Origin of the sequence: Pseudomonas gregormendelii (assembly GCF_017114825.1) — a bacterium.
In the GTDB taxonomy this organism is placed as follows: Bacteria; Pseudomonadota; Gammaproteobacteria; order Pseudomonadales; family Pseudomonadaceae; genus Aquipseudomonas; species Aquipseudomonas gregormendelii.
The window spans coordinates 62,398-75,962 of record NZ_JADEVO010000022.1 but is presented as its reverse complement, the minus strand read 5'-3'; the positions used below and the strand labels follow the sequence as shown (position 1 = coordinate 75,962).

The window sequence follows — 13,565 nt, the reverse complement described above, 5'->3', positions numbered from 1 at the left end:
TAATTAAGATATTGGTTGAACACAGCCAACTGTCTACCTGTAAAAATAACGAACACTTACAACAGAGTAAGCAAAGACTTACGCCAGCTGACTGCAAAACCGAGCCTCCCGCCGATTCAAATCCCAGCCAACAAAAAACCCCGAACCAGTCGAGGCTTTTCGCTGCCTGCCTGCATTGCGCTTATTGAAACAGCGACTCGCTCGACAAGCCGTTCTTCTCCAGGATTTCCCGAAGACGCTTGAGACCTTCAACCTGTATCTGCCTGACCCGTTCACGGGTAAGGCCAATTTCCAGGCCCACATCTTCCAGCGTGCTGCTCTCGTGACCGCGCAGGCCGAAGCGGCGAATCACCACCTCGCGTTGCTTGTCGGTCAGCTCGGACAGCCACTGATCAATGCTCTGGGAAAGGTCGTCGTCCTGCAGCAGTTCACAGGGATCGGTTGGACGGTCATCGGTAAGCGTGTCCAGCAGGGTTTTATCCGAATCCGGACCCAGCGAGACGTCGACCGAAGAAACCCGCTCGTTCAAGCCCAGCATGCGCTTGACCTCGCCCACCGGTTTTTCCAGCAGGTTGGCGATTTCTTCGGGTGAAGGTTCATGATCAAGTTTTTGCGTCAGTTCCCGGGCTGCCCGCAAGTAAACATTCAGCTCCTTGACCACATGAATCGGCAACCGGATGGTCCGGGTCTGGTTCATTATCGCGCGTTCGATGGTCTGACGAATCCACCAGGTGGCGTAGGTCGAAAAGCGGAAGCCGCGTTCAGGGTCGAACTTCTCTACCGCCCGAATAAGTCCGAGGTTGCCCTCTTCGATCAGGTCCAGCAGTGACAAGCCACGATTGACGTAGCGTCGGGCGATTTTCACCACCAGCCGCAAGTTGCTCTCAATCATGCGCTTGCGCCCAGCCGGATCCCCACTTTGCGACAATCGCGCAAAATGAACTTCTTCTTCGGGGGATAACAGAGGGGAAAAGCCGATTTCATTGAGGTACAGCTGCGTGGCATCGAGTGCACGCGTGTAGTCAATGTACTTGTGTTGCTTCAACGACGTGGAGTGTTTGGATTTTGTTCGAACGGAAGGTGTAGCTGCCCCTTCATCATTCGACATCGCATCCGCAACGACGTCGGTCTCCATCAGGAGAACCTCATCGTCGATGTCAAACTCCGGCACTTCTTTACTGAGAGCCATTGTTATAGTCCTTTGGTGAGTTCGACCTCAAGCTCAAGCGACGCCTTTATCCTTGGCAACGCTGGAGCCTGTTCCCTCTACGTGACGGAACAGGCTGGTAACAAATCAACGACGTGGCAGGAACTGCAGCGGATCTACAGGTTTACCTTGGCGGCGAATCTCAAAATGCAATTTCACCCGGTCTGTACCCGTTGACCCCATTTCGGCAATTGTCTGTCCGACCTTGACCTGCTGCCCCTCCCGAACCAACAGCCTGCGGTTATGTCCGTAGGCACTGACGTAGGTATCGCTGTGTTTGATGATGACTAACTCGCCGTAGCCCCTTAAGCCACTCCCGGCGTATACCACCGTCCCATCAGACGCAGCTAAAACAGGCTGTCCCAAATCTCCGGCGATATCAATTCCTTTATTCAAACTCCCGTTTGAAGAGAATTTTCCAATAAGAATGCCATTAGATGGCCATCCCCAGCCGGTCGGGGCTGGGCCTGCCGGAGGCAGTGGAGCGGCTGCCGGCTTGTTCGCGACGGACGGTACAACCACTGCAGTCGTTGGCCCAGAGCCATTTACCGGACGCTTGAAAACCGTCGTTTTACTCGACGATGAAGGCGTTGAATTCGAAGAACTGGAAACTGTTGAAGCCGTTGAACCGGTGCGCCCATCGAAGCGAATCGTCTGACCCGGATGGATGGTGTATGGCGCCGGAATGTTGTTGCGCGCAGCCAGGGCCTTGTAGTCCCAGCCGTAGCGGAAGGCGATGGAGAACAGGGTGTCCTTGGGTCGCACGACGTACTGGCCCGTCGTTACTGCCGGCCGTTGAGCCACGCCGTTGTTGCGATCGACGACGCGTACGTCGCTCGATTTGTTGCTGGAGCATCCGACCAGCAAGGTGCTCAAGACAAGGCCAGTCACCAGGCGCTGAAAGCTCGTGATACCGATTCGCTGCGCAATGACTTTGAGACTCACCCGCCGCTCCCTTTGTGGTGGCTGAAAATTTGAATTGCCAAGTATCGGCAGGAAATGACGCAAGTATAACGGGCCGTGCCGGCTTTACCTTAGTGAACTACCGCACACGTTTGCTCACTGACGATGAATCTGTTTAACCCGATGTTGCCGCTGTAAGACATGAGCAATCGAATAGAATTCAGCGCGTTTAAACAAATGCTCAGGCCAGCGGCCCGTTCAACAACGGCACGAACCGGACAGCACCCAGTACATGCCTGGAAAAACCCTGTTCTTCACGGACGATCAGCATCAATTGCTGGACCTCCCCCGAGCCGACCGGGATCACCAGGCGTCCACCCGGCGCCAACTGGTCGAGCAACGCCTGGGGTACATCTGTCGCGACCGCCGTGACGATTATTCCGTTGTAGGGCGCCAGCGCCGGCCAGCCTTCCCAGCCGTCCCCCCAGCGAAACACCACGTTGCGCAGGTTCAATTCGACCAGGCGCTCCTTGGCCCGGTCCTGCAGGACCTTGATGCGTTCCACCGAGAACACTCGCTCGACCAGCTGCGCCAGCACCGCCGTCTGATAACCCGAACCCGTGCCAATCTCGAGGACTTTGTCCAGCGGCCCCGCTTCCAGCAGAAGCTCGCTCATGCGCGCGACCATGTAAGGCTGGGAGATGGTCTGGTTATGGCCGATCGGCAACGCCGTGTCTTCATAAGCGCGGTGTGCCAGTGCTTCATCGACAAACAGATGACGCGGTGTACGGCGAATCACCTCCAGCACCTTGGCGTTGGAGAGGCCCTCGTCATACAGACGCTGGATCAGGCGCTCGCGGGTACGCTGGGAAGTCATGCCGATGCCGCGCCGCAGAATGTCGTCGTGCTCACGAGCCATTAGCGCAGGCCCTCCAGCCAGCCATCAAGATTTCTGAAGGCGTCATTGAAGGTTCGGTCCAGTTGCAGTGGAGTGATCGACACATAGCCTTGCACCACTGCGTGGAAATCCGTACCCGGGCCACCGTCTTCGGCGTCCCCGGCAGCTGCAATCCAGTAACCGGACTTGCCACGCGGGTCGACCACTTTCAGCGGTGCCGCAGCCCGGGCGCGATGGCCGAGGCGGGTCAGCTGAATGCCGCGAATGTGATCCAGGGGCAAATTCGGAATGTTCACGTTCAGCACCGTGCGCGGGGGCAGGTCGAGGTCAGCGTGGGCTTCTACCAGTTTGCGCGCAAAGTAAGCCGCTGTGGCAAGGTTCTCCGTCTGCCGTGAGACCAGGGAGAACGCGAAGGAAGGACGCTCCAGGAAACGTCCTTCGAGAGCCGCAGCAACCGTTCCGGAATACAGCACGTCGTCCCCAAGATTGGCGCCCAGGTTGATCCCCGAAACCACCATGTCCGGCTGGCGCTCCAGCAGGCCGTTGAGGCCCAGGTGCACGCAATCGGTAGGCGTGCCGTTGAGGCTGATAAAACCATTGGCCAGGGTTTGCGGGTGCAACGGACGGTCGAGCGTCAGCGAGCTGCTGGCGCCGCTTTTGTCCTGGTCGGGGGCGATAACCACGCACTCGGTGTAATCGGCCAGCGCAGCATAAAGCGCGGCGAGTCCGGGCGCAGTTACCCCATCGTCGTTAGAAATCAGAATACGCATGGGCTGTCCGTCTGCCCCACCGGCACCAGATCGACAAGTTCGCGCACCAATACAGTGGCGAAGCATCCAGCCGGCAGGACGAATTCCAGTTGCAGAATGTCAGGCTCGGGATAATGCCACGTCAACCCACCAATGGGCAGTCGCAGGATGCGACGTTCGTGGCTCATTCCGGCGTTAACCAGCCAATCGCGCAAGTCTGCTTCGCGAGTGGCGATTGCCTGCTCCAGTTCATGGACAACCCCAGCGGCCGGTGAGTCACCTTCACCCCACTGCGGACCTGTGGGATGCAGGTCAAGAATCGCCAGGCGCGGGTCGCTGCATTCAGCTTCGCCAGCCGGAAAGAAGCTGCGGCTGTCAGTGAAAGCCAGCAGGTCGCCGACCTGGGCACGCTGCCAGGTGCCGTCGGCCACTCGCGCCGCCAATACCTGGTTGAACAGGAAACTGCGGGCGGTTGAGAGCAGGCGCGAGCGCACGTTGCGCTGCTCCGGCAAAGCCTTGCGCGCAGCCCAGGCACGGGCATCGACCACGTTGCCGCCGTCGAAGCCGAAACGCTGGGTACCAAAATAATTGGGGACACCTTGTTTGCCGATCAACTGCAGCCGCTGTTCGATCGCCGCCTTGTCGCCAGCGAACTGGGTCAGGCGCAAGGTGAAGCCATTGGCCGAATGAGCACCGCGTTGCAGCTTGCGTTTGTGGCGACCGGTCTTGAGGATTTTCAACGTGTCGTTTTCGGCTGCCGACAAGTCGGGATCGGCCTTGCCCGGCAATTGCACGCTGAACCATTGGCGAGTCAGCGCCTGGCGGTCCTTGAGCCCCGCGTAACTGACGGTGCGTAACGAAACGCCCGCAGCCTTGGCGATTCGCCGTGCCGCTTCCTCGGTGTTCAGGCCGCGCTTCTCGACCCAGATCCATAAATGTTCACCCTCGCCACTGAGGGGGATGTCGAGCACTTCATCGACCTGAAAATCTTCGGCAGTGGCTTTGAGTACCGCAGTGCCAAGCGCCTCACCATAGGCCCGCGGGCCAAGCAGTTGCAGTTCGTTCATGCGCGCAACAACAAGGCAACGGAATGCACGGCGATACCCTCTTCGCGTCCGACAAAGCCCAGCTTTTCGGTAGTGGTGGCTTTTACGTTCACCTGGTCCGGCTCAACTTGAAGATCGGCGGCAATAAGCGCGCGCATCGATTCGATATGCGGGGCCATTTTCGGTGCCTGGGCAACGATGGTGTTGTCGACGTTGCCGACTTTCCACCCCTTGGCGTGGATCAGGCCGACGACGTGACGCAACAGCACACGGCTGTCCGCGCCCTTGAATGTAGGGTCAGTGTCGGGAAAGTGCTTGCCGATATCGCCCAGCGCAGCAGCGCCAAGCAAGGCATCGCTCAAGGCGTGCAGCAGGACGTCACCGTCGGAGTGAGCGAGCAGCCCGAAGCCGTGTGCAATACGCACGCCGCCCAGAGTAATGAAATCGCCTTCAGCGAAACGGTGCACATCATAGCCGTGGCCAATACGCATAAAAAAAACGCCCCGAATTTTGTCAGGGCGTGATTCTACCTGCTTTGCAGGATATTAGGCGTTTAGAGCACGCCCGTGATGCTGCAAGTGGTCATCAATGAAACTGGCGATGAAGAAATAGCTGTGATCGTAGCCCGGTTGCAAACGCAACGTCAGCGGATGACCGGCCAGTTTGGCCGCCTGCTGCAGGGCTTCAGGCTTGAGCTGGGTGGCGAGGAAGTCGTCGCGATCACCTTGGTCAACCAGCAGTGGCAGCTTTTCGTCAGCCTCGGCAATCAGTGCACAGGCATCCCACTCGCGCCACTTTGACCGATCCTCTCCCAGGTAACGGGAGAAGGCTTTTTGGCCCCATGCACAATCCATCGGATTGTTGATCGGTGAAAACGCCGACACCGATTGATAGCGGCCCGGGTTGCGCAACGCGCAAACCAGCGCACCGTGACCGCCCATGGAGTGACCGCTGATACCGCGTTTGTCCGACGCCGGGAAATGCGCCTCGACCAACGCCGGCAGTTCCTTCACCACATAGTCATGCATCCGGTAATGCCGTGACCAGGGTGCCTGGGTAGCATTCAGATAAAAACCCGCACCCAGGCCAAAATCCCAGGCGCCTTCCGGATCGGGCGGCACATCGGGACCGCGAGGGCTGGTGTCCGGGGCGACGATGATCAACCCCAGTTCCGCGGCCATGCGCATGGCACCGGCCTTTTGCATGAAGTTCTCATCGGTGCAGGTCAGGCCGGACAGCCAGTACAGCACGGGCAGCTTGCCGCCCTGCTCCGCTTGCGGCGGCAGGTACACGGCGAACACCATGTCGCATCCGAGCTCATCGGAACGATGCCGGTAGCGTTTGTGCCAGCCGCCGAAGCTTTTCTGGCAGGAGATATTTTCCAGGCTCATGAGCCACCTCAGAAATGGATGACGCTACGGATGCTCTTGCCTTCGTGCATCAGGTCGAAAGCCTTGTTGATATTTTCCAGGCCCATGGTGTGGGTGATGAAAGTATCCAGCGGGATTTCACCGGTTTCAGCCATTTCGACGTAGCTTGGCAACTCGGTACGACCACGCACCCCACCGAACGCCGACCCGCGCCAGACTCGACCGGTCACCAGCTGGAATGGACGGGTGGCGATTTCCTGGCCTGCACCGGCGACGCCGATGATCACCGACTCGCCCCAGCCCTTGTGGCAGCACTCAAGCGCGGCGCGCATCAGTTGCACGTTGCCGATGCATTCGAAGGAAAAGTCGACGCCTCCATCGGTCATGTCGACGATGACTTCCTGGATCGGACGGTCAAAGTCTTTCGGATTGACGCAGTCGGTGGCGCCCAGCTGCTTGGCGATTTCAAACTTGGCCGGGTTGATATCGATGGCAATGATCCGGCCGGCCTTGGCTTTGACCGCACCGATGATCGCAGACAGACCGATCCCGCCGAGGCCGAAGATAGCCACGGTATCACCTGGTTTTACCTTGGCGGTGTTGAGCACGGCACCAATGCCGGTGGTGACCCCGCAACCCAGCAGGCAGACTTTCTCCAGAGGTGCTTCCTTGGCGATCTTGGCGACGGAGATTTCCGGCAGCACGGTGTACTCGGAAAAAGTCGAAGTCCCCATGTAGTGGAAAATTTCCTCCCCCTTGTAGGAAAAGCGCGTGGTGCCGTCAGGCATCAGGCCTTTGCCCTGGGTGGCGCGAATGGCCTGGCACAGGTTGGTCTTGCCCGACAGGCAGAACTTGCACTGGCGGCATTCCGGGGTATACAGCGGAATCACATGATCGCCGACAGCGACCGACGTCACGCCTTCGCCGATGGCTTCAACTACTGCGCCACCTTCGTGTCCCAGGATCGATGGAAAGATGCCTTCCGGGTCTGCACCGGACAGCGTGTAGGCATCGGTATGACAAACCCCGGAGGCCACTACGCGCAGCAGGACTTCACCGGCCTTGGGCATGGCGACGTCGACTTCAACGATCTCAAGAGGTTTCCTGGCCTCGAAGGCAACGGCGGCGCGTGACTTGATCATGGGGATAGATACTCCAGTGAATAAACGAGACAAGGAGTGTAATACATCGACTTACGGTGAATAATCAGGACAAAAGCAAAACATTATTGCTGCACAGGGATAATCACACATGTCCGAAAATCGCTGGGAAGGCATTGACGAGTTTGTGGCCGTAGCGGAATGCAGTCAGTTCACAGCGGCTGCGGAACGCCTTGGCGTTTCTTCGTCGCACGTCAGCCGACAAATCGTCCGCCTCGAAGAGCGTCTGCAGACCCGCCTGCTATACCGCAGCACCCGGCGGGTAACGTTGACTGAAGCCGGGCAGACATTCCTGCAACATTGCCAGCGCCTGCAGGATGGGCGGGAAGAAGCACTGCGTGCAGTCGGCGACCTGACCAGCGAACCCAAGGGCATGCTGCGTATGACGTGCGCGGTGGCCTACGGCGAACGGTTTATCGTGCCACTGGTGACACGATTCATGGCGCTCTACCCGCAACTGCGCATTGATATCGAACTGAGCAACCGACAACTCGATTTGGTGCATGAAGGCCTCGACCTGGCCATTCGTCTTGGCCGTCTACAGGATTCTCGGCTGGTCGCGGCACGCCTGGCGCCACGGCGCATGTACCTGTGCGCCTCCCCGTCCTACGTGGAACGCTACGGTCGCCCACACAGCCTGTCTGAATTAAGCCGGCATAATTGCCTGATCGGCAGTTCCGACCTTTGGCAACTGGAGCAGAACGGACGGGAGTTTGCCCAGCGGGTGCAGGGCAACTGGCGCTGCAACAGTGGGCAAGCGGTGCTGGACGCGGCGTTACAGGGGGTCGGGTTGTGTCAGCTGCCGGACTATTACGTGCTGGAGCATTTGAAAAACGGCGAGCTGATTTCCCTGCTGGATGCGCATCAGCCGCCGAACACGGCGGTGTGGGCGCTGTACCCGCAGCAGCGGCATCTGTCGCCGAAGGTGCGCAAGCTGGTGGACTATCTGAAGGAGGGCTTGGCCAAGCGGCCGGAGTATCGGGTTTGAGGGCTTGAAGATCAAAAGCGCCGGTGAGCCCAACGCTGACGCAACCATTCCAAATCTTCGGGGCGCGTAACCTTTAGGTTGTCGGAGCGACCTTCAATCAGACGCGGCGCTAACCCCGCCCACTCCATCGCCGACGCTTCGTCAGTGATAACCGCATCGGCCACCAGGCTGTCAGCCAGCGCACGATGCAGTGCACCCAGGCGAAACATCTGCGGCGTATACGCCTGCCAGATCACACTGCGATCTACGGTTTCAACCACACGCCCCTGCTTGTCGACCCGTTTCAACGTATCGCGCGCCGGGACCGCCAGCAGACCACCTACCGGATCATCCGCCAGTTCGCCTAGCAGCTTGTCGAGGTCGTCGCGGCTCAGGTTGGGCCGCGCAGCATCGTGGACCAGCACCCAATCTTCCTCGTTCGCACCCAGCGCATGCAAATGCAACAAGGCATTCAACACTGAGCCAGAGCGTTCGGCACCGCCCTCGACTCGCTGAATGCGCGCATCGCTCGCGCATTCAAGGTTGGGCCAAAAGGGATCATCAACAGCAAGACTGACCACCAACCCCTTAAGGCCAGGATGGTCAAGGAAACAGCCAAGGCTGTGTTCAAGAATAGTGCGCCCGCCCAGTTGCAAGTATTGCTTGGGACGGTCCGCGGCCATACGGGCACCGACGCCCGCGGCAGGAATCACGGCCCAGAAGGCCGGTACCGAGGAATTCATTGAGCCAACTGGTAAAGGGTTTCACCGTCCTTGACCATGCCCAACTCATGGCGAGCCCGCTCTTCAACGGTCTCCATGCCTTTTTTCAACTCACTGACTTCTGCGTCCATGACCCGATTGCGTTCCAGCAAGCCTTCGTTCTCAGCGTGCTGATCGGCGATCTGCTGAGTCAGCTCGGCCACTTGCGCCAGGCTGCCATTACCCACCCAAAGGCGGTACTGCAGGCCAGCCAGCAACAGGAGCAAGACGAGAAACAACCAATTGGGACTGCGCATCGAATATCGGGTTTCCAGTGAAAAAGGCAGCCATGCCAAAACTTGAAGCATCTGATAGCACGAAGCCTGGAAGACCCAGGCTTGTGCTGATAAGGCATCAGATTAGTGGCAAATACATCGCCGTTGCGATTTTTTCACCACAATCCGCTGACTTTACATCAGTAGATGATCAACCGCGGAATTCGCTGCGACCGTTGTACTTGGCCTTGCCGTTCAACTGCTCTTCGATACGCAGCAGTTGGTTGTACTTGGATACCCGATCCGAACGGCACAGGGAGCCGGTCTTGATCTGGCCCGCTGCAGTGCCCACGGCCAGGTCGGCAATGGTCGAATCTTCGGTTTCGCCGGAGCGGTGCGAGATCACGGCAGTGTAACCAGCGGCCTTGGCCATCTGGATGGCTTCCAGGGTTTCGGTCAGGGTGCCGATCTGGTTGAACTTGATCAGGATAGAGTTGGCAATCTTCTTATCGATGCCTTCTTTCAGGATCTTGGTGTTGGTCACGAACAGGTCGTCACCTACCAGCTGGGTCTTCTCGCCGATTTTGTCGGTGAGGATTTTCCAGCCAGCCCAGTCGGACTCGTCCAGGCCGTCTTCGATCGAGATGATCGGGTAACGCTCGGTCAGGCCCTTGAGGTAGTCGGCAAAACCTTCGGCGGTGAACACCTGGCCTTCGCCGGACAGGTTGTACTTGCCATCTTCGTAGAACTCGCTGGCGGCGCAGTCCAGAGCCAGGGTCACGTCGGTGCCCAACGTGTAACCGGCGTTGGCCACGGCCTCGGAGATCACTTTCAAAGCGTCTTCGTTGGAAGCCAGGTTCGGTGCGAAACCACCTTCGTCACCCACTGCAGTGCTCAGGCCACGGGCCTTCAGGACAGCTTTGAGGTGATGGAAGATCTCGGTGCCCATGCGCAGGCCTTCCGAGAAAGACTTGGCGCCGACCGGCTGAACCATGAATTCCTGGATGTCGACGTTGTTATCCGCGTGCTCGCCGCCGTTGATGATGTTCATCATCGGAACCGGCATGGAGTAAACACCCGGGGTACCGTTCAGGTTGGCGATGTGAGCGTACAGCGGCAGGTCCTGGTCCTGTGCGGCGGCCTTGGCGGCTGCCAGGGAAACAGCGAGGATCGCGTTGGCGCCCAGGGAGCCTTTGTTTTCAGTGCCATCAAGCTTGATCATCGCGTGATCCAGCGCTTTCTGGTCGCTTGGGTCTGTACCTTTCAACAGGTCGCGGATCGGACCGTTGATGTTGGCGACGGCTTTCAGAACGCCTTTGCCCAGGTAACGGCTTTTGTCGCCATCACGCAGCTCGAGCGCTTCGCGCGAGCCAGTGGAAGCACCGGACGGCGCGCACGCGCTACCGATGATGCCGTTATCGAGAAGCACATCCGCTTCCACGGTGGGATTGCCACGGGAGTCGAGAACTTCACGACCTTTGATGTCGACGATTTTTGCCATTGTTGTAAACACTCCAAAGTTGACGAAAACGACGCAGCTAGAGGAAATCTTTTACCGTCGGCAAGTGGTGTACAGCGGGCAGACTTGCGGACGATAAGGCTCAGGCCCGAGGGCCTGAGCAACAAATCGTGCGGTACTTTACCGGAGAAATGAGGATTACGCGGTTTCTACCGTCGGAAAACTCTTCACCAGTTCGTCCAAAGCTTTGAGCTGGGCCAGGAATGGCTCCAGTTTGTCCAGGCGCAAGGCGCAAGGGCCGTCGCACTTGGCGTTGTCCGGGTCCGGGTGAGCTTCGAGGAACAGACCCGCCAGCGACTGGCTCATGCCCGCCTTGGCCAAATCCAGAACCTGTGCACGGCGGCCGCCGGCGGAATCGGCACGACCACCGGGCATTTGCAACGCGTGGGTCACGTCGAAAAATACCGGGTATTCGAACTGCTTCATGATGCCGAAGCCGAGCATGTCGACCACGAGGTTGTTGTAGCCGAAGCTCGAACCACGCTCGCAGAGGATCAGTTGATCGTTACCTGCTTCCACGCACTTGTTCAGGATATGCTTCATTTCCTGAGGCGCGAGAAACTGGGCTTTCTTGATGTTGATCACTGCATTGGTCTTGGCCATCGCGACGACCAGATCGGTCTGGCGCGACAGGAAGGCCGGCAGCTGAATGATGTCGCAGACTTCAGCGACGACCGCAGCCTGATCAGGCTCATGGACGTCGGTGATGATCGGCACGCCAAAGACTTGCTTGATGTCCTGGAAGATGCGCATGCCCTCTTCCAGGCCCGGACCACGGTAAGAGGTCACAGAAGACCGGTTGGCCTTGTCGAAGCTGGCCTTGAACACGTAAGGGATACCGAGTTTCTCGGTGACCTTTACGTATTCTTCGCAGACCTGCATCGCCATGTCGCGGCTTTCCAGCACGTTCATGCCACCGAACAGCACCATTGGCTTGTCGTTGGCAATCTCGATATCGCCTACGCGGATGATCTTCTGCGCCATCAGGTTTACGCCTTCTTCTGGTGTTGAGCCAAAGCAGCTTTGACAAAACCGCTGAACAACGGGTGACCGTCGCGCGGCGTCGAGGTGAACTCAGGGTGGAACTGGCAGGCGACGAACCATGGATGATCCGGAGCTTCGACCACTTCGACCAACGCGCCATCACCGGAGCGACCGGAGATTTTCAGACCGGCTTCCATGATTTGCGGCAACAGGTTGTTGTTCACTTCGTAGCGATGACGGTGACGCTCTACGATCACGTCTTTGGCATAGCAATCATGCACCAGGGAACCCGGCTCAAGCAGGCAATCCTGCGCACCAAGACGCATGGTGCCGCCCAGGTCGGAGGTTTCGGTACGGGTTTCGACGGCGCCGGTGGCATCTTCCCACTCGGTGATCAGACCCACGACCGGGTGGCCGCTGGCACGATCGAACTCGGTGGAGTTGGCATCTTTCCAGCCCAGAACGTTACGAGCGAACTCGATCACGGCCACTTGCATGCCCAGGCAGATACCCAGGTACGGAACCTTGTTTTCGCGAGCGAATTGAACGGCAGTAATCTTGCCTTCCACGCCCCGCAGGCCGAAGCCGCCAGGTACGAGGATCGCATCGACGCCTTCCAGCAGCGCAGTCCCCTGGTTCTCGATGTCTTCGGAATCGATGTAGCGCAGGTTGACCTTGGTGCGGTTGCTGATGCCGGCGTGACTCATCGCTTCGATCAGCGACTTGTAGGCGTCCAGCAGTTCCATGTACTTGCCGACCATGGCGATGGTGACTTCATGCTCAGGGTTGAGCTTGGCGTCGACCACGGCTTCCCACTCGGACAGGTCGGCACCGCCACATTGCAGGCCGAAACGCTCGACGACAAAATCATCCAGGCCTTGCGAATGCAGGATGCCCGGAATCTTGTAGATGGTGTCGGCGTCTTCCAGCGCGATCACCGCACGTTCTTCAACGTTGGTGAACTGGGCGATCTTGCGACGCGACGAGATGTCGATCGGGTGATCGGAGCGGCATACCAGCACGTCTGGCTGCAGGCCGATGGAGCGCAGCTCCTTGACCGAATGCTGGGTTGGCTTGGTCTTGGTCTCGCCAGCAGTGGCGATGTACGGCACCAGCGTCAGGTGCATCAGCATCGCGCGCTTGGCGCCGACTTCGAAACGCAATTGACGGATGGCTTCGAGGAACGGTTGCGACTCGATGTCACCCACGGTGCCACCGATCTCGACCATGGCCACGTCGGCATCGCCGGCGCCCTTGATGATGCGGCGCTTGATTTCGTCGGTGATGTGCGGGATCACCTGGATGGTTGCACCCAGGTAGTCACCACGACGCTCTTTGCGCAGCACGTGCTCGTAGACACGGCCGGTGGTGAAGTTGTTGTTCTGGGTCATGGTCGTGCGGATGAACCGCTCGTAGTGGCCCAGGTCCAGGTCGGTCTCGGCGCCGTCGTGGGTGACGAACACTTCACCGTGCTGGAACGGGCTCATGGTGCCCGGGTCGACGTTGATGTACGGGTCCAGCTTCAGCATGGTGACCTTAAGTCCCCGCGCCTCCAGGATCGCCGCCAATGAAGCCGATGCAATGCCTTTCCCCAATGAAGAAACAACACCGCCCGTGACGAATATGTAGCGCGTCATGAAAAACCCTAGAAGTCTGCGTTAAAGCGGTCCGAGCCGCCGGGGAAAGCGAAGGAAGGCCGAAGCCCCCGATCACCTGCATTAATCACAGTGCACCTTTCAAAAAAACCGCCGCGTTGGGACAGACCGGTAGATGAAACACCGGTAGG

The 13,565-nt window shown here is 58.7% G+C and carries 14 protein-coding genes; 1 reads left to right on the top strand and 13 read right to left on the bottom strand.

The window, feature by feature from the left end; translation table 11 throughout:
• Positions 1-181: 181 nt before the first annotated feature.
• From rpoS to IMW75_RS16320, 8 genes are all read right to left on the bottom strand, one after another.
• Positions 182-1,189 (bottom strand): RNA polymerase sigma factor RpoS, encoded by a 1,008-nt coding sequence (gene rpoS, locus IMW75_RS16355; RefSeq protein ID WP_045060152.1) that lies wholly within the window; start codon positions 1,187-1,189, stop codon positions 182-184.
• 105 nt (positions 1,190-1,294) lie between these two features.
• Entirely contained in the window at positions 1,295-2,152 is an 858-nt protein-coding gene (locus tag IMW75_RS16350) for a peptidoglycan DD-metalloendopeptidase family protein (protein WP_045060151.1), read from the bottom strand.
• A gap of 199 nt (positions 2,153-2,351) precedes the next feature.
• Positions 2,352-2,987, bottom strand: a complete 636-nt coding sequence (locus IMW75_RS16345) for a protein-L-isoaspartate(D-aspartate) O-methyltransferase (RefSeq protein WP_177328563.1) — start codon at positions 2,985-2,987, stop codon at positions 2,352-2,354.
• Positions 2,988-3,028: 41 nt separating this feature from the next.
• On the bottom strand, positions 3,029-3,778 hold the full coding sequence (surE, locus tag IMW75_RS16340) for a 5'/3'-nucleotidase SurE (protein WP_045060149.1): 750 nt from the start codon (positions 3,776-3,778) through the stop codon (positions 3,029-3,031).
• Positions 3,766-4,824, bottom strand: a complete 1,059-nt coding sequence (gene truD, locus IMW75_RS16335) for a tRNA pseudouridine(13) synthase TruD (protein WP_045060148.1) — start codon at positions 4,822-4,824, stop codon at positions 3,766-3,768. Before truD ends, surE begins: the two co-directional genes overlap by 13 nt.
• On the bottom strand, positions 4,821-5,294 hold the full coding sequence (gene ispF, locus IMW75_RS16330; protein WP_045060147.1) for a 2-C-methyl-D-erythritol 2,4-cyclodiphosphate synthase: 474 nt from the start codon (positions 5,292-5,294) through the stop codon (positions 4,821-4,823). The genes truD and ispF overlap by 4 nt, the downstream gene beginning before the upstream one ends.
• A gap of 54 nt (positions 5,295-5,348) precedes the next feature.
• A complete protein-coding gene (fghA, locus tag IMW75_RS16325) occupies positions 5,349-6,194 on the bottom strand; it encodes an S-formylglutathione hydrolase (protein WP_205893174.1) in 846 nt (281 codons plus the stop codon).
• A gap of 8 nt (positions 6,195-6,202) precedes the next feature.
• Positions 6,203-7,315 carry an S-(hydroxymethyl)glutathione dehydrogenase/class III alcohol dehydrogenase gene (locus IMW75_RS16320; RefSeq protein ID WP_205893173.1) on the bottom strand — a complete coding sequence of 371 codons (1,113 nt, stop codon included), beginning with the start codon at positions 7,313-7,315 and terminating at the stop codon, positions 6,203-6,205.
• A 109-nt stretch (positions 7,316-7,424) separates the two neighbouring features.
• Here IMW75_RS16320 and IMW75_RS16315 point away from each other — a divergent pair, with 109 nt between their 5' ends.
• Positions 7,425-8,321: a LysR family transcriptional regulator gene (locus IMW75_RS16315; protein ID WP_045060144.1), complete on the top strand. Its 897-nt coding sequence runs from the start codon at positions 7,425-7,427 to the stop codon at positions 8,319-8,321.
• A gap of 11 nt (positions 8,322-8,332) precedes the next feature.
• Here IMW75_RS16315 and ispD read toward each other — a convergent pair whose 3' ends face one another.
• The 5 genes from ispD to IMW75_RS16290 form a co-directional block, all read right to left on the bottom strand.
• Entirely contained in the window at positions 8,333-9,043 is a 711-nt protein-coding gene (ispD, locus tag IMW75_RS16310) for a 2-C-methyl-D-erythritol 4-phosphate cytidylyltransferase (RefSeq protein WP_045060143.1), read from the bottom strand.
• Complete coding sequence (gene ftsB / locus IMW75_RS16305; protein WP_008028992.1) at positions 9,040-9,318, bottom strand: cell division protein FtsB; 279 nt, start codon at positions 9,316-9,318, stop codon at positions 9,040-9,042. The genes ispD and ftsB overlap by 4 nt, the downstream gene beginning before the upstream one ends.
• Positions 9,319-9,487: 169 nt before the next feature.
• Positions 9,488-10,777: a phosphopyruvate hydratase gene (gene eno / locus IMW75_RS16300; protein ID WP_045060142.1), complete on the bottom strand. Its 1,290-nt coding sequence runs from the start codon at positions 10,775-10,777 to the stop codon at positions 9,488-9,490.
• A 156-nt stretch (positions 10,778-10,933) separates the two neighbouring features.
• Entirely contained in the window at positions 10,934-11,779 is an 846-nt protein-coding gene (gene kdsA, locus IMW75_RS16295; protein WP_205893172.1) for a 3-deoxy-8-phosphooctulonate synthase, read from the bottom strand.
• A 5-nt stretch (positions 11,780-11,784) separates the two neighbouring features.
• Complete coding sequence (locus IMW75_RS16290) at positions 11,785-13,416, bottom strand: CTP synthase (RefSeq protein WP_028622541.1); 1,632 nt, start codon at positions 13,414-13,416, stop codon at positions 11,785-11,787.
• Between the last annotated feature and the right edge of the window lie 149 nt (positions 13,417-13,565).